The organism is Streptomyces sp. WMMB 714, from assembly GCF_900090125.1.
In the GTDB taxonomy this organism is placed as follows: domain Bacteria; phylum Actinomycetota; class Actinomycetes; order Streptomycetales; family Streptomycetaceae; genus Streptomyces; species Streptomyces daqingensis.
In genome coordinates this window covers 272882-292114 of the sequence record NZ_FMHJ01000002.1, presented here as the reverse complement: position 1 = coordinate 292114, position 19233 = coordinate 272882, and the positions used below count along the sequence as shown (strand labels likewise).

Here is a 19233-nt window from a genome sequence, read left to right as displayed (position 1 = left end):
TTGAATTCCGTTGCTACCAGGGCGATTTGTCCTGCACGAACAGCAACGGGGTGAGCATGGACGAGAAGTCCGCGGAGTCGTGGCCGAAGGCGCCGGGCCGTCCCCGTGAGAGTCCGGCCGGGCAACTGCCGCTGCCGGACGCGTCCGGTACGTCGGCGCCGCGCAGCGCGGAAGGCCCTGTCAGCTCGCCGGACGGACGGCCCGCACGCCCGGCGAGCGGCGGTACGGGCCCGGCGCCGATCAGCGCACGGACCGCTGGTGCCGCATCCGGCGGGAGCGGCAGGTTCCCGCCGAGGCGGGCAGAGCCGCTGCACGGCGCGGACCCGTACAGCACGCCTCCCTACGGCGGTCCGGGCCCCTGGGCGCCCGCCCCGCTGGTCCGGCGGCCCGCTGTGACGCCCGCGTGGGGCGTCCCGCTGCCTTCCCCTGCCACGACGCCCGCCGCGGGCACGCCCGTCGCCAAGGCGGCTGCCGAGCCCGCCGCCGGGGCGTCCGCTCCCGGGGCGGTCCCCGCCCTGCCCGCGCCGCTGCCGCAGGAACCGCGCCCCTCCGGGCCCCGGCGGCCGCGCTACGACCCGTGGGCGACGTCGGCTCCCGCACCTGACTCCGCGGAGAGCGGCGGACGCCACGGGTCCCGGCTCGTCGCCGCGACCGTCGCACTGTCCCTGGCCGTAGGGATCGCCGGCGGACTCCTCGGCGCGTACCTCGAACGGGAGGGCCTCGTGGGCGACGTCGAACTGCCGCAGGCAGGTCCCGGCACGGGCGCGGACACCGCCCCCGGCACCGTCGCCGGTATCGCGAAAGCCGCGCTGCCGGGCGTCGTCACCCTCCACGACGGTGACGGCGACGGCGAGGGCCCAGGCACCCGCGTCGGCTCCGGCTTCGTGCTCGACGACCGGGGCCACATCCTCACCAACAGCCATGTCGTCGAGTCGGCGGCCCGGGGCGCCCCGCTGGAGGTCGCCTTCCACGACGGCCGTTCCGCCGAGGGCGAGGTGGTCGGGACGGCCCGGGGGTACGACCTGGCCGTGGTCAGGGTCAGCGGCGTCCGGGATCTCGAGCCGCTGCCGCTGGGGGACTCCGAATCCGTCGCGGTCGGCGACCCGGTCGTCGCGGTCGGGGCGCCGTTCGGCCTCGCCGGCACCGTCACGTACGGCATCGTCAGCGCCACCCACCGCCCCGTCACGGCAGCAGGCGGCCCGGACGGCGGGGGCACCAGCTACGTCGACGCCCTGCAGACGGACGCGGCCATGAACCCGGGGAACTCCGGCGGGCCGCTCCTCGACAGCCGGGGGCGTGTGGTCGGCATCAACAGCGCCATCCGGTCCGCCGGAAGCGGGCCGGAGCTGCCCGCCGGAGGCGAGGGCGGCAGCGTCGGACTCGGCTTCGCCATTCCGGTCAACCAGGGCAGGCGCGTGGCCGAGGAGCTGATCAACGACGGCCGTGCGGTCCGTCCGGTTCTCGGCGTGAGGTTCGACATGGCGTACGGCGGGGACGGCGCCCGGGTCGCCACGTCCGGAAGCAGCCGGGACGGCAAGCCGGTCGTGCCCGGCGGACCCGCTGAGAAGGCGGGACTCGAACCGGGTGACGTCGTCACAGCGGTGGACGGAGCGGGCGTGCACAGCGCGGAGGAGCTGATCGTGAAGGTCCGCGGCCGCCGTCCGGGCGACGTGCTGGAGCTGACCGTCCGCAGGGACGGGAGGACGCGCACGGTGAGCCTCGAACTCGGTTCGGCCGATGACGACGAGTGATCGGCACCGGCTCCGGACAGCTCCCTCAACGCGGCGGACCGAGCCCCTCCGGAGAGCACGGGGAGCCTGCCGGGCGACCGCCTCACGCGTGACGGTGCCGTCCGCCGTGCGCCGGATGGTGCAGCCGATGCCCGGGCGGGCTCCCGCCGGGGCAGGCAGTCCGGGTACCGTGACACAGGGCCGTATTCGCCCGCGAACGCATCAGGATGAGGGAGCTGCAAGGTGTTCTTCGACATAGGACCCCTAGAGCTGGTCGCGCTCGTCATCCTCGCGGTCCTGATCTTCGGTCCGGACAAGCTCCCCAAGGTGATCCAGGACGTGGCCGGCTTCATCCGGAAGGTGCGGCAGTTCTCGGACAACGCCAAGGAGGACATCCGCTCCGAGCTCGGTCCGGAGTTCAAGGACTTCGACTTCGAGGACCTGAACCCCAAGACGTTCGCGCGCAAGCACCTCCTCGACGAGGACGACCTCGGCCTGAAGGAGATCCGCAACGGCTTCGACTTCCGCAAGGACATGGCGGAAGTCACAGACGCCGTCAACGGGAGCGAGGGCACCGCCGGCAAGAGCGGCGGCGGCAGCCGCGCGAACTTGACGAAGTCCGCGGGCAGCGGCGTCGCGACGACCGACCCGCTGAGCAAGGACCGCCCTGCCCAGAGGCCTGAGAGCGATCCGCCGCCCTTCGACGCCGACGCCACCTGAGGCCCCTCCGGGCACTCCCGCAAGCCTGCGCATCATCTGCCTCATCGAGGTCACCTGAGAGGCGCATCTCACGTCCCCGATGACGGTGCGATGTTTGGTCATGCCCGAAACGGCCGACCAGGGTGGCTATCCTCCCAGTGTCCGGGGTCGCCGTCCGAGGGGGGCAGGCTGCCCGTGGCACAGGGCAAGGAGGAGGCGTCGCGCAATGGAGACGACGAGTCGGGTGGCCGGTGAACCCGGGCCCGCCGCACCGGAGGAACCCGGTGCCGAGCGGGCTGTGGACGGGTTCTTGACGGCCTCCTTCCCGTGGTACGGCCTCGACGAGGCATTCACCGGACCGCGTTGGCTGATGCAGGTGGGAACAGCGGCGGACGGCACGGTCGAGCACGGTTCGACAGGTCACGGCGAGGTTCCCTCGCTCAAGGTCGAGGCGAATCCTGACCAGCAGCGCTTCGCGGTCACGGTCACGGTCGCCAGCCGTCCGGTGCGGCGCAGCGCTGACGGCACCGGCGTCCTGGAGGCGACCTCCGTGTCGACGGCGGCGTGGCTCGCGGGCTCCGGATTGTTGTCGTGTACATGGCCACAAGAGATGGAGCGCGGGCTGCGTCAGGACTGGCTCGACCAGCAGACGAGCGTGGCGTGGGAGCTGGCCGACGATCTGGGCGGCTCCGGCTGGACCACGCTGACCCTGCCCGTCGACGGCGTACCGACCCACTTCCACTACCGCGAGGCCGAGTACGGGTGGGTACTCGCCGGCGCGGCGCAGGAAGGCGTGCACATCGGGGCGTACGGCCGGGGCATGAGCGCCTACGGTCTGGGATTCGCAGTGGTCAAGGACATCACCGTCTACGAGCAGTGAGCGCGGCCCGGCCGGTCGCCGGGTCCGCGGAGCCCACGGGTAAGGGGCGCCCTCTCCGGAGAGCGCCCCTCTTGCGTGTGTCCGCCCGGACGGCTCGACCGCGGGGCGCGTGCGCGGGCGCGCTTGGGCCCCGGGGCCGCCGGCCTGAGAGGCCGCGGCCCTTGTGAGACGTCAGAACTTGTTGCTGGGCGTGAGCCCGAGGCTCATGCCCGACAGCCCGCGCTGCCGGGCCGCGAGCTTTTCGGCGACGTCGCGGAGCGCCGCACCCGCGGGCGAGTCCGGGTCGCTCAGCACCACGGGCTTGCCCTCGTCGCCGCCCTCACGGAGCCGGAGGTCGATCGGGATGCCGCCCAGCACCGGTACTTCCGCGCCGGTGGTGCGGGTCAGGCCCTCGGCCACCTGCCGGCCGCCGCCCGTACCGAAGACGTCGACCATCTCGTCGCAGTGCGGGCAGGGCATGCCGGACATGTTCTCGATGACGCCGACGATCTTCTGATGCGTCTGCACCGCGATGGAGCCCGCGCGCTCCGCGACCTCGGCGGCGGCCTGCTGGGGTGTGGTCACGACGAGGATCTCCGCGTTGGGCACCAGCTGGGCCACGGAGATCGCGATGTCGCCCGTCCCCGGGGGCAGGTCGAGGAGGAGGACGTCCAGGTCGCCCCAGTAGACGTCCGCGAGGAACTGCTGGAGCGCCCGGTGGAGCATCGGGCCGCGCCACACGACCGGCGCGTTGCCGGGCGTGAACATGCCGATCGAGATGACCTTCACGCCGTGCGCCGACGGCGGCATGATCATGTCCTCGACCTGTGTGGGCCTCGCGTCCGTTCCCAGCATCCTGGGCACCGAGTGGCCGTAGATGTCCGCGTCCACGACGCCGACCTTCTGGCCCTCGGCCGCGAGCGCGGCCGCGAGGTTCACCGTCACCGACGACTTGCCGACGCCGCCCTTGCCCGAGGCCACGCAGTAGACCCGGGTGAGCGAGCCGGGCTGCGCGAAGGGGACCTCCCGCTCGGCCTTCCCGCCCTTGAGGGAGGAGGCGAGCTCGCGCCGCTGCTCGTCACTCATCACGTCGAGTTCGACGCTCACACGTGTGACGCCCGCCACGCCCTGGACGGCCTCGGTCACGTTCGCGGTGATGGTGTCCCGCAACGGGCAGCCCGAGACCGTCAGATAGATCCCCACGTCGACGGCGCCGTCCGGTGCGATGCCGATGGACTTGACCATGCCGAGGTCCGTGATCGGCCGGTGGATCTCCGGATCGTTCACCGTGGCGAGTGCGGCGCGTACGGCGTCCTCGGTGGGAGCCGTCGCTGCGGGACCCCCCTCCTGGGCGGACTCTGCGGGAGTGTCGGTAGCCATGCGGAAATGGTACGGCCGTCCGGAGGAGTGCCCGAAGCCGCGGTGGCGTCTTCGCGTCACACGCTGTCGTGCGGGCCCGCACGGGTGTCCCGGGGCGCTTCCCGCGAAGGCTGCGCGGAACGAGGCTGCGCGCCCTGCTGCCCGGACTGCTCCAGCTCCTTGACCATCTCCTGCAGTTCGGACCGGATCCAGTCCCGGGTGGCGACCTCGCCCAGGCCCATGCGCAGCGCCGCGATCTCCCGGGTGAGGAACTCGGTGTCGGCGATGCTCCGTTCGTTCTGCTTCCGGTCCTGTTCGAGGTTGACGCGGTCCCGGTCGTCCTGGCGGTTCTGCGCGAGCAGGATCAGCGGGGCGGCGTACGAAGCCTGCAGGGACAGGGCGAGCGTCAGGAAGATGAACGGGTACTCGTCGAAGCGCAGCGGCTGGGGCAGCAGCACGTTCCAGGAGATCCAGACGACCACGACGAACGTCATCCAGACGATGAAGCGCCCGGTGCCCAGGAAGCGTGCGATCTCCTCCGAGAGCCGCCCGAACGCGTCGGGGTCGTACTCGGGCAGCAGCCTGCGCCGGGGGGCGCGGGGTACGTCGAGGCGCCCGCGCGTGGTGTTCCGCTCCCGCTCCCGGTCTCTCTCGCGCTCCCGGTCCCGTTCCCGGTCCCGGTCCCGTTCCCGGTCCCGTTCCCTGTCCCTCTCGCGTTCCCGGCCGCGGTCAGGCGTCATCCGGGCTCACCTCCTCCGGGGCGGTCCCGCCCGAGGGGCTGCGGCTCCAGCGCGGCGTCCTCCCGCCAGTCGTCCGGCAGCAGGTGGTCGAGGACGTCGTCGACCGTGACCGCGCCGAGCAGGTGCCCGCCCTCGTCGACGACGGGGGCCGCCACGATGTTGTACGTCGCCAGGTAGCTGCTCACCGACGGCAGCGTGGACTCGGGCGGCAGCGGACGCAGGTCCGTGTCGACCATCGAGCCGACGAGGGTGAAGGGCGGGTCCCGCAGCAGCCGCTGGAAGTGGACGACGCCGAGGTACTTGCCCGTCGGCGTCTCGTCGGGCGGCCGGCAGACGAAGACCTGCGCCGCCAGCGGCGCCGACAGGTCGGGGTTGCGCACGCGGGCGAGCGCCAGCGCCACGGTGTCGTCGGGCTGCAGCACGATGGGCTCGGTCGTCATGATGCTGCCCGCGGTTCCCTCCTCGTACGAAAGCAACCGCCGGACGGGGTCGGCCCCCTGCGGCCTCATCAGCTGCAGCAGCCGCTCCTGCTCCTGCTCGGCGAGGGCGGAGAGCAGGTCGGCGGCGTCGTCCGGGTCCATCGCCTCCAGGACGTCGGCGGCGCGGCCGTCGGGGAGCTCGCCGATCAGCTCGACCTGGTCGTCCTCGGGCAGCTCCTCGAGCACGTCCGCCAGCCGGTCGTCGTCGAGCGCCCCCGCGACCTCGGTGCGGCGCTTCGCGGAGAGGTGGTGCAGCGTGTTGGCGATGTCGGCGGGCCGCATGTGTTCGAACGTGGAGAGCAGGGTGGCGGCGCCCTGCTCCTTCTCCTCCAGCGCGAAGCCCGTCACCGCCGTCCACTCGACGGTCAGGGTCTCGCCGCGGCGTCTGAGCGCGCCGCCCTTGCCCCGGCGCACGAAGACCTTGTCGATCTGCCAGTCACGCCGCGCGGGGAGCTGCTGCATCCCCACGTCCAGGACGGTGACCTGCTCCCCCGTCTCGTTGAGCGTGACGCGCCTGTCCAGGAGCTCCCCGAGCACCAGCGTTTCGGCGGGGCGCTGCTCGAAGCGACGCATGTTCACCACACCCGTGGTGATCACCTGGCCGGACTCGACGCCCGTCACGCGCGTCATGGGCAGGAAGACCCGCCGCCTGCTGACCACTTCGACCACGAGCCCGAGCACCCGCGGCGGACGGGCGTGCGCCGTGCGCTCCCCGCCCGCGGCGGGCTGGTCCCTGAGCATCACGACGACGTCGCGCACGCGTCCGACCTGGTCGCCGTTGGGGTCGAAGACCGCGATGCCGGCGAGGTGGGAGACGAAGACCCGGGTGGCTCCTGCGGCCATCTTTCGGGCCTCCTCATCCGTCCGGCCTCCGGCGCCTACGCACCGTTTGTCGGCTTCAGCCTAGCCTGGCGGCCCCCTGCGGGGCCTCGCAGGATGGTCCGGACGGCTCCCGTCCGGAACCACTCGCGGGCCCCGGTAAGGTGCGGTTCCCGGCCCGATCTCCAGGAGGTTGCCGACGTGTTTGGACGCGCCCGCACGCGAGGAGCCGCGGCCCTGAGGGGGGCCTTCTGCGCGGGACTTGCAGCGACGCTGACCGCATGCGGCAGCGGCGACCCCGACGAGGGGACGAACGGGATCGGGAAGCTGTCCGCGGTGCGCATCGAGAAGAAGGCCAGAGCGGCCGCGGAGAGCGCGGACGCCGTCAAGCTCGCCGGCAACGTCGTCAGCAAGGGGCAGAGCTACCGTCTGAACATGCGCCTCAAGCGCGACGGCGCCACGGGCAAGGTCTCCAGGGCCGGTTCCACGTTCTGGCTGCTGAAGACCGGCAAGGCTCTCTTCCTCAAGGCGGACGCCGACTTCTGGGCGCGCCAGGGCAAGGGCGGCAAGGAGCCGTCGAGGTCGGACGTCCAGGCGGCCGGCAAGCTCGACGGCAAGTACGTCAAAGTCCCCTCCGGAGACCCGGCTTACAAACAGCTCAGCGGTTTCGCCGACATGCGCGTGCTGCTGGACGGCCTGCTGACGATGCGGGGCAAGCGGGAGACGGGGGAGCGCGGCGAGGTCGACGGCGTACGGACCATCCGCGTCATGGCCGGCGAGGGCGGCGGCGGGATCGTCGACGTCTCGCTGATCGGCAATCCCTACCCGATGCGGGTGGAACGCGGCGGAGGCGCCGGCACGCTCGAACTCGACGACTGGAACAAGGACTTCAAGCTCCAGGCGCCGCCGAAGAAGCAGATCGTCGACTACGGCCGGAAGATAACCGAGAGCCAGAGCTGACCGCCCCGGCTCCCCCCCCGGCTTGCACCGTCAGCCGGTCGGGCCGGACGAGCCGGTCGAGCAGGGCGGGCGTGCTTCGGGAAGACGAGCGGCCCGGGCTCAGTCCGCCTGGCGCCGCCTGCGGAACAGCAGCTTCGGCAGTGCCGCGGGGATGCGGCGCCGCGTCGTGGCACGGGTGGGCAGCGGAACGGCCGCCTGCGCGTCGTCGGGCATCGAACCCGGCTGCTGTACGGGAGGCCCTGACGGTTCGAGGCGCAGAACCCGGCACTCGCGGGCCCAACGCTCCGCGACCGTCTGGAAGTCGGGCGCGTTGAGCCGCTTCCCCCTCAGCTCGCCGACGACCGTCTCCCAGCGTTCCGTGTGCGGTTCGAGCTCCACCACGCGGGCCGGCCAGACCACGAGCCGCCCGCCCTTGTCCTTGCTGCGCACGCTGACCGTCGCGGCGCCCCCGTCCGTCAACCCCAGCCCCTCCAGGGGCTGTTCCAGCGGTCCGTCCCCCACGAGGCACACGGCACCGTCGTGCCACACGTGCCACAGCGACCGTGCGGGGCCTTCCGGGCCGCGTACCCAGACGAGGCCGGACTTCTTGGTGGCCTCCTCGACGAGGGCCTGATCGAGCAGCGTCATACGGGCAGGCTACCGGGCAGGGGAGGGGCCGGGGCTTCCGCCAGGAGGGTGCCTCGACGCCCGGCGTCAACGCCGGGCGTCGAGGCACGCCACCTGTTCCCGTCTTGCGGGTGACCTGGGGCTGACCCCTGGCGGGCCTGCACAGCCCCGGCCGGTGGTCAGAGCCAGCCGTTGCGCTTGAAGCCGCGGTAGATGGCGACACAGATCGACGCCGTCACGGCCATCACCGTGGGATAGCCGTACTTCCAGTGCAGCTCGGGCATGTAGTCGAAGTTCATCCCGTAGATGCCCGCGATCATCGTGGGCACGGCGAAGATCGCCGCCCACGAGGTGATCTTGCGCATGTCCTCGTTCTGCGCGACCGTCGCCTGCGCGAGATTGGCCTGCAGGATCGAGTTGAGCAGGTCGTCGAAGCCGAGCACCTGCTCGTTCACGCGCGTCAGGTGGTCGGCGACATCGCGGAAGTACTTCTGGATCTCCGGGTCGATCACCCGCATCGGCCGCTCGCTGACGAGCTGCATCGGACGCAGCAGCGGGGAGACCGCGCGCTTGAACTCCAGCACCTCCCGCTTGAGCTGGTAGATGCGCCCGGCGTCGCCGCCGCGACGGCCGTTGCCCGCGGTGTTGGAGAAGACCTCGATCTCGACCTCGTCGATGTCGTCCTGGACGGCGTCGGCGACCGCGAGGTATCCGTCGACCGTCTGGTCGGCGATCGCGTGCAGGACCACGGAGGGCCCCTTGGCGAGCAGTTCCGCGTCGTCCTCCATGCGGTGCCGCAGCGCGCGCAGCGAACCCTGGCCGCCGTGCCGCACGGTGATGATGTAGTCCCGCCCGGTGAAGCACATCACCTCGCCGGTCTCCACCACCTCGCTGGTGGCGGTGAGTTCGGCGTGCTCGACGTAGTGGATCGTCTTGAAGACGGTGAAGACGCTGTCGTCGTACCGCTCGAGCTTCGGGCGCTGGTGCGCGTGCACCGCGTCCTCGACGGCGAGGGGGTGCAGTCCGTACTCCGTGGCGATGCCGGAGAACTCCCTCTCCGTCGGCTCGTGCAGACCGATCCACACGAACTCGCGCCCCTCGCTGGAGCGCACCTGCCGCAGCGCCTCGACGGGCGTCATCTGTGCCTTGACGCGCCGGCCGTCCCGGTACACGGCGCAGTCCACGACCGCGGTGCCCGAGTCGTCGGTGCGGGTGTTCTCGTACTGGTACGCCGAGCGGCCGCCCTTGCGGAGGGACGGGCGTACGGCGGCGCGCAGGTCTCGGATCATCGACATGCTGGGCTCCTCGGGGATGCCGAGCCGTCGCCCGGTGCAGCGCTGCCCGGAATGTAAACCTACGGATCGTGCGGCGTGCAGGGAGCCGGAGGTCTGCAAAGCGGGTACCGCTCAGGCCGGTCGCGACGGCGTTCGCTGGTTCGCGGTCTTGCGGGGTGGAGCTGTGCTCTGAGCTCTTCCGTGCCGCGGAACCCCGTGGACACATCCCGGGGAAACAATGCGCCCCATGTCGTTTCGCCGTTGGACCGGCGGGGGAGTAGGGCGCTCAGGAGTGGGGACGCGGTGGGACGGAAGAGCAGTTGGTACTGCACGGTCGACTCGGATCCATGTCAGTCCCACCTCCTCCGGCCGGTCCCTCTTGAGGGACGATTCGCATGCCTGACCAGCAGCCAAGGTAACACCGCCGGAGCACTGCTTCTGACGCTTCCGGCGCTACCTCGCGTCTCTTTGCCACCTCCTTACGTGATTATCCTCGCGGCATGGCTGACGTATCGGATCTGGTGGAGGGGCGGCTGCGCTCGGCGCTCGGGGAGCCCGACGCGCGGGCTTCGGTGACGTTCCTCGGCACGGAGCGCATCGACGTACTGCGCTTCGTGGACGGCGACCTGCTGCGCTACGCCACCCTCGGGATGTCGGCCGCTCCCATGACCGACCCCGCCGCCGCTCTGGCCGACCCCGAGCGCGGGCCGCGTGCCGAACTGCTCCTGTCCGTACGGGCGGGCGCCGCCAGGACGGACGAGGTGCTGCGGCCGCTGGCAGTGCTCGCCGCGTCGCCGCAGGTCGAGGGCGTCGTCGTGACCCCCGGCGCCTCGCTGGACGTCGGCGAACCGCTGTGGCCGGACGCCCCCTTCACGTCCGTTCTGGTCGCCGAACCGGGCGGCCTGGTCGAGGACTTGGCGCTCGATCCTCCTCTGGAGCCGGTGCGCTTCCTCCCGCTGCTGCCCATGACGCCGAACGAGGCCGCCTGGAAGCGCGTCCACGGCGCCGCCGCCCTCGAGGAGCGCTGGCTCAGCCACGGAACCGATCTCCGCGACCCGCTCCGTGCCGCTGTGGCGCTGACGGACTGAGCGCTCCGCCGTCCCCGCTGGGGCAGGTGGGGCGCGTGGGGAGGACCGACAGGCTTCGGCCAAGTAGGGACGGGTGATCCTTGACGCGGACGCGGCCGGGGAGGACCGTTGTGCTTCATGAGGGGCGAACCCAGTTGCCCGAAATGCGGTGGCCGGGTGCGGGCGCCCGGACTCTTCGCCGAGGCCTGGCAGTGCGATCTGCACGGCACGGTGCACCCGCTCCAGCCTGTCGTTCCCCCCAGCGTCGAAGCGCTCGCCGTGGCCGTCGGACGGACCAAGGTCCCCGTGTGGATGCCCTGGCCGCTGCCGGTGGGCTGGCTGTTCTCGGGTGTCGCGTGCGCGGGGGACGACAGAAGCGGAGCGCGGGCCACGGCAGTTGCGTGCTCTGGGCCCGGCCCTCTCGGCGGGACGGGTGAACTCATCCTGGTGGCCGAGGAGTTGGGCGTCGGCCTTGGTGCCCGCTACGCGGGCGTGGACGGCGTCGACCCCGGACCGGGCATGTGCGTGGACAAGCCGCCGCCCGTGAAGGTGCTCGCCGCCGGACGGCCGACCCCGCTGTGGCACGTGCCGGGCTCGGCCAGCGACCGGGCGGTCTTCGCCGGTGAGGCGCGCGGGCTCTGGCTGTGGGCGATCGTATGGCCGGAACAGTCCGGTCTGCTGATGTACGACGAGCTCGTGCTCACCGACCTGCGGGACGCGGGGGCCGAAGTGGATCTGCTGCCCTGCGGGACGCTCTCGTCGCGCATCCTCTCCTGATCCACGGGCGGGTGGACTCCCTGCCGCCCGGGGCCGGGTGCTCGGGCCTGCTCCCCGTCCGCCCGCGGGAGGTGTCCTGGACGGCGGCTATGGTGGGAACACCCCCTGCTTTCCGTCCTCCCCGCCGTAGCTGGAGCCTCTGCCCGTGCGCATCGACCTGCACACCCACTCCACTGCCTCGGACGGCACCGACACCCCCGCTGAGCTGGTCCGGAACGCCGAGCGGGCCGGACTCGACGTCGTCGCGCTGACGGACCACGACACCGTCTCGGGCCACGAGGCCGCTCTGGCGGCGCTGCCCTCCGGGCTGACGCTCGTCCGGGGCGCGGAGCTCTCCTGCCGGCTCGACGGCGTCAGCCTGCACATGCTGGCCTACCTGTTCGACCCGGCGGAGCCCGAACTCGCCCGCGAGCGCGAACTCGTACGGGACGACCGCGTCCCCCGCGCCCAGGGCATGGTCCGCAGGCTGCGGGAGCTGGGCGTCCCCGTGACATGGGAGGACGTCGCCCGGATCGCGGGGGACGGCGCGGTCGGGCGCCCGCACATCGCGACCGCCATGGTCGAGGCGGGAGTGATCGGCAGCGTCTCGGACGCCTTCACCCCGGAGTGGCTGGCCAACGACGGCAGGGCGTACGTCGAGAAGCACGAACTGGACCCCTTCGACGCACTGCGGCTGATCAAGGGCGCGGGCGGCGTCGCCGTCTTCGCTCATCCGCTTGCCGCCAAACGCGGTCAGTGCGTCCCGGAGAGCGCCATCGCCGACCTGGCCGCGGCGGGCCTGGACGGCGTCGAGGCCGACCACATGGACCACGAACCGGCCACCAGGGCACGCCTGCACGGCCTCGCCGGCGACCTCGGGATCCTCGCCACCGGATCCAGCGACTACCACGGAAGCCGGAAGACCTGCCGCCTCGGCGAGCACACGACGCATCCCGACGTCTGGGCCGAGATCGCCGCACGCGGCTCCGGTTCCGCGCCCGTCACGGGCTGACGCGCAGACGTCCACCGGGCGTGCGCGCCCGTGCAGCGGCCTGTCCGGACGGCCCGTGCGCAGTGCACTGTGGCCGGGTGCTCCGCGCGGCCGCCCGGCAGTGTGCGGCCCCGTCCGTCCGCTCAGCCCGTCCCCCTCCGTCCGCTCCCGGGCGTTCCACAGCCCGGCCTCGCAGCAAGGCAACGCAGTGTTCGACTTCGCGCTCTTCGGATCGGTCTTCATCACCCTGTTCGTGATCATGGATCCGCCGGGTATCACGCCGATCTTCCTCGCCCTCACCTCCGGCAGGCCCGTCAAGGTGCAGCGCCGGATGGCGCTCCAAGCCACCGCTGTCGCCTTCGGCGTCATCACCGTCTTCGGACTGTGCGGGCAACAGATCCTCGACTATCTGCACGTCTCGGTGCCGGCGCTGATGGTCGCCGGCGGGCTGCTGCTCCTGCTCGTCGCGCTCGACCTCCTGACCGGGAAGGCCGACGAGCCGTCACAGACGAAGGAAGTCAACGCGGCGCTCGTGCCACTGGGCATGCCGCTGCTCGCGGGGCCCGGTGCGATCGTCTCCGTCATCCTGGCCGTGCAGGACGCGGACGGCCTCGGCGGCCAGTTCTCCGTCTGGGTCGCGATTCTCGCCATCCATGTGGTGCTGTGGCTGGTGATGCGCTACTCGCTGCTCATCATCCGCGTGATCAAGGAGGGCGGCGTGGTGCTGGTGACGCGGCTGTCCGGCATGCTGCTGTCCGCGATCGCCGTGCAGCAGATAGCCAACGGCGTCGAGCAGTTCATCACCGGCCGGGCCTGAGGTTCGGCGGACAGGCACGTCACAAGGGACGCGGACGGGGAGGAGCCGGTGCGCCCCGTGGGTCAGTCCGAGGCTCCGCTCCAGAAGTCCGCCAGCGCCCGTGCCGTCTCTCCGGGCCGTTCCGCGTTCGGAGAGTGCCCGGCGCCCTGCACGACTGTGCGTACGGCACCGAGCCGTACTGCCATGTCGTCGATCAGTGGCACTGGCCACGCGTAATCGACGGAACCGGACAGCACGTGGACGGGTAGCGCGGGCCCGTCCGGTCCGGACGCGGAGACCGCTGCGGCGAGTTCGCCGACACGGTCGGACTCGGCGATCAACTGCTGGGCTGTCGCGGACAGCTGTTCCGGCACGTGTGCCAGCCAGCGTTCGTGCATGAAACCGGCCACCTCGGGCGGCGTCGACTCGTCCGCCGCCTCGACGGGGTCGAGCTCGCGCATCGCCTGCCAGATCTCCTCCGCCGTCATCACCGGCAGGGCGCCCAGCAGCAGCTTCAGACGGTGCTGCTGGGTGGCGGAGACCGCTGCGGGACCGCTGCTCATGAGCGTCAGGGACGCGAAGGGCGTCCGGTCGCGCAGCACCGCCTCACGCGCGATGAGGCCGCCGAGCGAGTGGCCCAGCAGGTGCACCGCCCGCCGCGTTCCACTGCCGCGCCCGCTGTCCGGGGAGTTCGCCGTCCCACTGCCGCTGCCCCTGTCGGGCCTGGCGACGCCGTCGTCCTGCTGCAGCGCCTCCGCCAGGGCCAGCGCGTCCAGCGCCAGCTCCGCACGCGCGTACGCGGCCTCGGTGCGAGGCCCGCCGGTCTCGTACTGTCCGCGCTGGTCCACGGCCACGGCGCGGTATCCGGCACCGGCCAGCGGCTCCAGCAGGGCGATGAAGTCCTCCTTGCTGCCGGTGAAGCCGGGCAGCAGCATCGCCGTGCCCAGGCGCGGCTCACCCGCGTCGTGTACGGCGAACTCACCGCGTGCGGTGGCGAGTCGGTACGCCCGGGCTACGGGCGGCAGCACGAGGAACGGCGGCTTGCTCATGCGAGGACGCTACCGCCCCGTCGCCGTACCGACAGCAGGACGAACGCCCTGAACACGGACCTGGGCCCGGCTGCTGAGCCCACCCCGGCCCGGCCCCGGTCCGGACAGCGCCGAGGCCCGGACCCACCCGGGCCGGGCCTCGACGCGTGTGCCGCCCGCAGCGGCCGTGGCCGCTGCCGTCGACGGCGGGTCAGCTCTCCTGAGCCGCCTGGGGCTGCTGGGCCGCCTTGGCGCCGCCACCGCGCGTACGGCGGCGACGGGCCGGCTTGGCGCTCGCGGCACCCGCGGACTGGTCCTGCTGCGAACCCGTGGCGGTGGCCGTGCCGGTCTGCTTCGCGCCCGCCGCTCCGTCCTGAGGCTGCCCCGCGCCGGCCGCGCCGCTGCGCGTACGGCGACGCCGCCGCGGTTTGCGCGGACCGCCGTCCTCGTGCGCGGAAGCCGGAGAGGCGGACTGCGAGGCGTCGGTCTCGGCCGTGGCGTCGAGGGGCTGCCCGTTGCGGGTACGGCGGCGCTGACGCGGGGGCCGGGTGCGCTTGGGGCCCTCCGGCTCCGGCGCGCTCCGGCCACCGCGGCCGCGCGGACCGCGCCCCGTCTCGCCCAGGTCTTCGACCTGCTCGGCCGAGAGACCCGCCCGGGTGCGCTCGTTGCGCGGCAGTATCCCCTTGGTTCCGGCGGGGATCCCCAGCGCCTCGTACAGGTGCGGGGAGGTGGAGTACGTCTCCTCCGGTGCCCCGAGGCCCAGCTCCAGGGCCTTGTCGATGAGCTGCCAGCGGGGGATGTCGTCCCAGTCGACGAGCGTGACGGCCGTACCCGAGGCGCCCGCGCGGCCGGTGCGGCCGATGCGGTGCAGGTACGTCTTCTCGTCCTCCGGCGTCTGGTAGTTGATGACGTGCGTCACGTTGTCGACGTCGATGCCGCGCGCGGCCACGTCCGTGCAGACCAGGACGTCGACCTTGCCGTTGCGGAAGGCGCGCAGCGCCTGCTCCCGCGCGCCCTGGCCCAGGTCGCCGTGGACGGCTCCCGCGGCGAAGCCGCGGCGGGTGAGCTGGTCGGCGACGTCCGCGGCGGTCCGCTTCGTACGGCAGAAGATCATCGCGAGTTCGCGGCTCTCGGCCTGCAGGATGCGGGCCACCATCTCCTGCTTGTCCATGGAGTGGGCGCGGAAGGCGTGCTGTGTGGTGTTCGCCACGGTCTGGCCCACGTCGTCCGGCTCGGAGGCGCGGATGTGCGTGGGCTGGCTCATGTAGCGCCGGGCGAGGGAGATGACCTGGCCGGGCATCGTCGCCGAGAAGAGCATGGTCTGCCGCTTGGCGGGCAGCATCTGGATGATCTTCTCGACGTCCGGGAGGAAGCCCAGGTCGAGCATCTCGTCGGCCTCGTCGAGGACGAGCGTGCGCACGTCGGACAGGCGCAGCTTCTTCTGGCCGGCCAGGTCGAGCAGCCGCCCCGGCGTGCCGACGACGACGTCGACGCCCTTCTTCAGGGCCTCGACCTGCGGCTCGTAGGCACGGCCGCCGTAGATCGACAGCACTCGGACGTTGCGGACCTTGCCCGCGGTCAGCAGGTCGTTCGTCACCTGCTGGCACAGCTCACGCGTGGGGACGACGATCAGGGCCTGCGGGGAGTCGGTGAGCGACTCGGGCTCCGCCCGGCCGCGCTCCACGTCGGCGGGGACGGTGACGGACTCCAGGAGCGGGAGGCCGAAGCCCAGCGTCTTGCCGGTGCCGGTCTTCGCCTGGCCGATGACGTCGCCGCCCGCGAGGGCGACGGGCAGGGTCATCTCCTGGATCGGGAAGGGCGTGCTGATGCCGACGGCTTCGAGGGCCTCGGCTGTCTCGGAGAGGATTCCGAGATCTCGGAAAGTCGTGGTGGTCAGGATGCTGGCCTATTCTGTGTGCGCGCGACGAGGCGGCGAGGAGGGTCGTACCGCGATGACCCGGGGGCGGCGCCTTCGCCGGCCCGCCGGACTGTGCGGGACCACTGGCTCTCGCTCAAGCGCTCTTCACGCGAGCGGTCCCTCCATTGTCACGGGACGTGTGGGGAACACGCGCCTCGCGGAGGGCGGTCGGGTCGGAGCCGATCGGGCCTCCGACCGGGCATCCGCAGTCTTGCGTTCGTGCATCCCGCCGAGCCGGCGGGAGCCAATATCACTGTACCCCGGATCCGTGCATGTGTACCGGGCCGATTGTTGTGTACGAGTTCCCTGGGGCCGGAGAGGCCGGCGGAACGGGGATTCCCGCCCGGATCCGGCGGGCTATCGTGCTGCGCATGGAGACGCCTGAGAAGACCCCCGCCACCGAGCACACCGGCACCGCCACCCAGAACTGGGAAGAGGCGTCCGCGGACGCGACCTACCGGGCGGCCGTCGTCGATCTGCTGGGAGCGCTGGCCTACGGCGAGCTCGCCGCCTTCGAGAGGCTGGCAGAGGACGCGAAGCTCGCGCCGACCCTGGCCGACAAGGCGGAACTGGCGTCCATGGCCTCGGCCGAGTTCCAGCACTTCGCACAGCTGCGGGAGCGGCTCTCCGTGATCGACGTGGAGCCCACAGAGGCGATGCAGCCGTTCGCGGCGGCGCTCGACGAGTTCCACCGGCAGACCGCGCCGTCGGACTGGCTGGAAGGACTGATCAAGGCGTACGTCGGCGACTCGATCGCTTCGGACTTCTACCGCGAGGTGGCCGTCCGCCTGGACTCCGACACCCGCGCGCTCGTGCTGGGTGTGCTCGACGACACAGGCCACTCCAGCTTCGCCGTCGAGAAGGTGCGGGCCGCGATCGAGGCCGACCCCAGGGTCGGCGGGAGGCTCGCGCTCTGGGCGCGGCGGCTGATGGGCGAGGCCCTCTCCCAGGCGCAGCGGGTGGTCGCGGAGCGGGACGCGCTGTCGATGATGCTGGTGGGCGGTCTCGCCGACGGCTTCGACCTCGCGGAGGTCGGGCGGATGTTCTCCCGTATCACGGAGGCGCACACCAAGCGGATGGCGGCGCTGGGCCTGGCCTCGTAACCGGTCGCGGAACGGCGTGGGCGCTCTCGCGGAGGCTTCGCGGGGTTCGGGGTGCCGGGCGCGGGCGGTGCCGCCCGTACGGGGGACCGCCGAGCGCCGCCCGGACTTGACTGCGCGGAGCCGCGGTGCGCCGCCTCGGCTGCGGTGGGAGCGGCCCGGCTCTGGACCGGCGCTCTCAGGCCCTGGGCGGGCTGACGACGTTCGCGGGCATGCGGTGAGCGGGCCGTACGTCCACGATCAGCAGTGAGAGGATCGCCACACTCACCACGGCCGAGACAGCGAGAGTCGTGAGCGTGTGGCCGCTGCCCAGCACGACCCTGCAGATGAGTCCGCCCACGAGAGCGGCGGCCGGTCCGGTCGCCAGGACCAGAGGACCGCGCGCGAGTCGCTCCGGGAGCTGCCGGACGGCTGCGACGGCGATCACCAGTCCGAGGGCCGTCGCGCCGAGTGCCTCCCAGAACATGGGACCTCCTTCGGTTGCGGCCGACGTGCTGTTCGGTCGTTCCCGTACTCCCCGTATGGCGGACACGCGAAACGGCGGCCCCCCGAAAGATTCGGGAAGCCGCCGCCGTTCCTGACGTGTGTCTTGCGCAGGTGCTCAGATGGTGCCGAACCCCACCTTGCGGCCGGTCTGTTCACCGATCTCGACGTAGGCCACGCGCCCTGCCGGGACCAGGATCTTGCGGCCGTGCTCGTCCGTCAGGCTGAGCATGTTCGAGCCGCCTTCGGCCAGTGCGTTCGACACCACGCTCTCGACTTCCTCGGGAGACTGCTTGCTCTCGAAGACGATCTCGCGGGGCGCGTGCTGCACGCCGATCTTGACCTCCACGGCTATGTCCCTCCGAACGGTCAGTTGTTACGCGGTCAGCCGCGCTGTACGGAGCACACATTAGCCGGACACCCTCGCCGCCAGGGGGCCGCCCGGGCACGCCCGCAGCGAACACCGCGGCGAACGCCGCACGCCCGCAGCGAACACTGTGCGTGCTGCTGCGGGCGTGCGGGACGTCTCACTGCATGGGGAAGCCGGCGATGCCCCTCCACGACAGGGACGAGATCAGCTTGGCCGCGGAGTCACGGGGGACGGGCTGCCCCGAGCTCAGCCAGAACCGGGCGGTGATCTGTGCCATTCCGCACAGCCCCACCGCCAGCAGCATCGACTGCTCGCGCGGCAGCTTGGTGTCCTCCGAGATGACCTCGCTGACCGCTTCCGCGCAGTCGAGGCTGACCTTGTCCACGCGCTCCCGCACGGCGGGCTCGTTGGTGAGGTCGGACTCGAAGACGAGCCGGAAGGCGCCGCCCTCGTCCTCGACGTACGCGAAGTAGGCGTCCATGGTCGCGGCCACGCGCTGCTTGTTGTCGGTGGTCGAGGCGAGAGCCGCCCTCACCGCCTGCAGCAGCGATTCGCAGTGCTGGTCGAGCAGCGCGAGATAGAGGTCCAGTTTCCCGGGGAAGTGCTGGTACAGCACGGGCTTGCTGACGCCGGCCCGGTCGGCGATGTCGTCCATGGCCGCCGCGTGGTAGCCCTGCGCGACGAACACTTCCTGGGCTGCTCCCAGCAATTGGTTGCGTCGGGCCCGGCGCGGCAGGCGCGTGCCGCGTGGGCGCGCTTCAGTTTGCTCGATGGCTGACACGCCGCCTCCCTGATCGGTCTGTCTGCGCGCGGATTGCGCTGCGCCGCCATCGTACTTTTGGGTAACCGCAGTGTGACTCCTGCGGTCCGATAATTTCAGCTGGCAGGCAGCGCAAGGGGCGCTTTATCGGTACTCATCCTCTTCCAGTTCGACCACCCGCGCCTGCTCGGCGGCGTCCGCGGGGTTCGCCTCGATGTCCGTGCGGCCGGTGATCGGTTCGTCCCGCTGGCTGAGCAGGTCGGCATGCTGCTCCGCGGCGTCCTCCGGCGGGGCCTCCAGGCCGGTCGGCACCTCCTCCGGCTCCTCTTCGTACGCATCCTCGAACTTGTCCGGGTCGATCGGGTCAACAGGCATGCACGCTCCCCTTTCCATGAAGGACGCCTCATATTCGAGGCTACGACTAGACGGGAGTGACGTG

20 protein-coding genes are annotated in these 19233 nt (G+C 71.8%); 9 read left to right on the top strand and 11 right to left on the bottom strand.

The annotated features are described in order from the left end of the window. Positions 1 to 56: 56 nt before the first annotated feature. The 3 genes from H181DRAFT_RS04005 (at position 57) to H181DRAFT_RS03995 (ending at position 3309) form a co-directional block, all read left to right on the top strand. Positions 57 to 1751 carry a S1C family serine protease gene (locus tag H181DRAFT_RS04005; protein ID WP_045862784.1) on the top strand — a complete coding sequence of 565 codons (1695 nt, stop codon included), beginning with the start codon at positions 57 to 59 and terminating at the stop codon, positions 1749 to 1751. 222 nt (positions 1752 to 1973) lie between these two features. Further along, a complete protein-coding gene (locus H181DRAFT_RS04000) occupies positions 1974 to 2450 on the top strand; it encodes a sec-independent translocase (RefSeq protein WP_045862783.1) in 477 nt (158 codons plus the stop codon). A gap of 205 nt (positions 2451 to 2655) precedes the next feature. After that, entirely contained in the window at positions 2656 to 3309 is a 654-nt protein-coding gene (locus H181DRAFT_RS03995) for a hypothetical protein (protein ID WP_045862782.1), read from the top strand. A gap of 171 nt (positions 3310 to 3480) precedes the next feature. Here H181DRAFT_RS03995 and H181DRAFT_RS03990 read toward each other — a convergent pair whose 3' ends face one another. From H181DRAFT_RS03990 to H181DRAFT_RS03980, 3 genes are read right to left on the bottom strand one after another with little or no spacing between them, the layout of a single operon-like run. Continuing rightward, positions 3481 to 4668 carry an Mrp/NBP35 family ATP-binding protein gene (locus H181DRAFT_RS03990; protein ID WP_045862781.1) on the bottom strand — a complete coding sequence of 396 codons (1188 nt, stop codon included), beginning with the start codon at positions 4666 to 4668 and terminating at the stop codon, positions 3481 to 3483. A gap of 56 nt (positions 4669 to 4724) precedes the next feature. Next, the gene (locus H181DRAFT_RS03985) at positions 4725 to 5387 is read right to left on the bottom strand and encodes a DUF1003 domain-containing protein (protein ID WP_045862780.1); all 663 of its coding nucleotides are present in this window, start codon (positions 5385 to 5387) and stop codon (positions 4725 to 4727) included. Then, positions 5384 to 6709 carry a magnesium transporter MgtE N-terminal domain-containing protein gene (locus H181DRAFT_RS03980; RefSeq protein ID WP_045862779.1) on the bottom strand — a complete coding sequence of 442 codons (1326 nt, stop codon included), beginning with the start codon at positions 6707 to 6709 and terminating at the stop codon, positions 5384 to 5386. The genes H181DRAFT_RS03985 and H181DRAFT_RS03980 overlap by 4 nt, the downstream gene beginning before the upstream one ends. A 177-nt stretch (positions 6710 to 6886) precedes the next feature. On the opposite strand from H181DRAFT_RS03980, the gene H181DRAFT_RS03975 reads away from it, so the two are divergent. Further along, positions 6887 to 7645: a hypothetical protein gene (locus H181DRAFT_RS03975; protein WP_254666684.1), complete on the top strand. Its 759-nt coding sequence runs from the start codon at positions 6887 to 6889 to the stop codon at positions 7643 to 7645. A gap of 99 nt (positions 7646 to 7744) precedes the next feature. Here H181DRAFT_RS03975 and H181DRAFT_RS03970 read toward each other — a convergent pair whose 3' ends face one another. Together H181DRAFT_RS03970 and H181DRAFT_RS03965 are read right to left on the bottom strand one after the other, a co-directional pair. Next, positions 7745 to 8272: a hypothetical protein gene (locus H181DRAFT_RS03970; RefSeq protein WP_045862778.1), complete on the bottom strand. Its 528-nt coding sequence runs from the start codon at positions 8270 to 8272 to the stop codon at positions 7745 to 7747. Between the two features lie 158 nt (positions 8273 to 8430). Beyond that, complete coding sequence (locus H181DRAFT_RS03965) at positions 8431 to 9546, bottom strand: magnesium and cobalt transport protein CorA (protein ID WP_045862777.1); 1116 nt, start codon at positions 9544 to 9546, stop codon at positions 8431 to 8433. A gap of 479 nt (positions 9547 to 10025) precedes the next feature. Here H181DRAFT_RS03965 and H181DRAFT_RS03960 point away from each other — a divergent pair, with 479 nt between their 5' ends. From H181DRAFT_RS03960 to H181DRAFT_RS03945, 4 genes are all read left to right on the top strand, one after another. Further along, positions 10026 to 10613, top strand: a complete 588-nt coding sequence (locus tag H181DRAFT_RS03960; protein WP_045862776.1) for a suppressor of fused domain protein — start codon at positions 10026 to 10028, stop codon at positions 10611 to 10613. Positions 10614 to 10730: 117 nt separating this feature from the next. Next, the gene (locus tag H181DRAFT_RS03955; protein ID WP_045862775.1) at positions 10731 to 11369 is read left to right on the top strand and encodes a DUF6758 family protein; all 639 of its coding nucleotides are present in this window, start codon (positions 10731 to 10733) and stop codon (positions 11367 to 11369) included. Positions 11370 to 11514: 145 nt separating this feature from the next. Continuing rightward, complete coding sequence (locus H181DRAFT_RS03950) at positions 11515 to 12360, top strand: PHP domain-containing protein (protein ID WP_045862774.1); 846 nt, start codon at positions 11515 to 11517, stop codon at positions 12358 to 12360. Positions 12361 to 12547: 187 nt separating this feature from the next. Continuing rightward, positions 12548 to 13156, top strand: a complete 609-nt coding sequence (locus H181DRAFT_RS03945) for a MarC family protein (RefSeq protein WP_045862773.1) — start codon at positions 12548 to 12550, stop codon at positions 13154 to 13156. 62 nt (positions 13157 to 13218) lie between these two features. Here the strand turns inward: H181DRAFT_RS03945 and H181DRAFT_RS03940 are convergent, their stop codons facing one another. Then, a complete protein-coding gene (locus H181DRAFT_RS03940; RefSeq protein WP_045862772.1) occupies positions 13219 to 14184 on the bottom strand; it encodes an alpha/beta fold hydrolase in 966 nt (321 codons plus the stop codon). 190 nt (positions 14185 to 14374) lie between these two features. Then, complete coding sequence (locus tag H181DRAFT_RS03935; RefSeq protein ID WP_078895471.1) at positions 14375 to 16063, bottom strand: DEAD/DEAH box helicase; 1689 nt, start codon at positions 16061 to 16063, stop codon at positions 14375 to 14377. A gap of 389 nt (positions 16064 to 16452) precedes the next feature. On the opposite strand from H181DRAFT_RS03935, the gene H181DRAFT_RS03930 reads away from it, so the two are divergent. Then, positions 16453 to 17184: a ferritin-like fold-containing protein gene (locus H181DRAFT_RS03930; RefSeq protein WP_045863056.1), complete on the top strand. Its 732-nt coding sequence runs from the start codon at positions 16453 to 16455 to the stop codon at positions 17182 to 17184. Between the two features lie 175 nt (positions 17185 to 17359). On the opposite strand, the gene H181DRAFT_RS03925 is transcribed toward H181DRAFT_RS03930, so the two are convergent. The 4 genes from H181DRAFT_RS03925 to H181DRAFT_RS03910 all read right to left on the bottom strand — a co-directional run bounded on the left by H181DRAFT_RS03925 (position 17360) and on the right by H181DRAFT_RS03910 (position 19169). Continuing rightward, complete coding sequence (locus H181DRAFT_RS03925; RefSeq protein ID WP_045862770.1) at positions 17360 to 17647, bottom strand: hypothetical protein; 288 nt, start codon at positions 17645 to 17647, stop codon at positions 17360 to 17362. A gap of 135 nt (positions 17648 to 17782) precedes the next feature. Next, on the bottom strand, positions 17783 to 18013 hold the full coding sequence (locus tag H181DRAFT_RS03920; RefSeq protein ID WP_045862769.1) for a DUF3107 domain-containing protein: 231 nt from the start codon (positions 18011 to 18013) through the stop codon (positions 17783 to 17785). A 178-nt stretch (positions 18014 to 18191) separates the two neighbouring features. After that, on the bottom strand, positions 18192 to 18815 hold the full coding sequence (locus H181DRAFT_RS03915) for a TetR/AcrR family transcriptional regulator (protein WP_045862768.1): 624 nt from the start codon (positions 18813 to 18815) through the stop codon (positions 18192 to 18194). A 123-nt stretch (positions 18816 to 18938) separates the two neighbouring features. Continuing rightward, positions 18939 to 19169 (bottom strand): hypothetical protein, encoded by a 231-nt coding sequence (locus H181DRAFT_RS03910; protein ID WP_045862767.1) that lies wholly within the window; start codon positions 19167 to 19169, stop codon positions 18939 to 18941. Between the last annotated feature and the right edge of the window lie 64 nt (positions 19170 to 19233).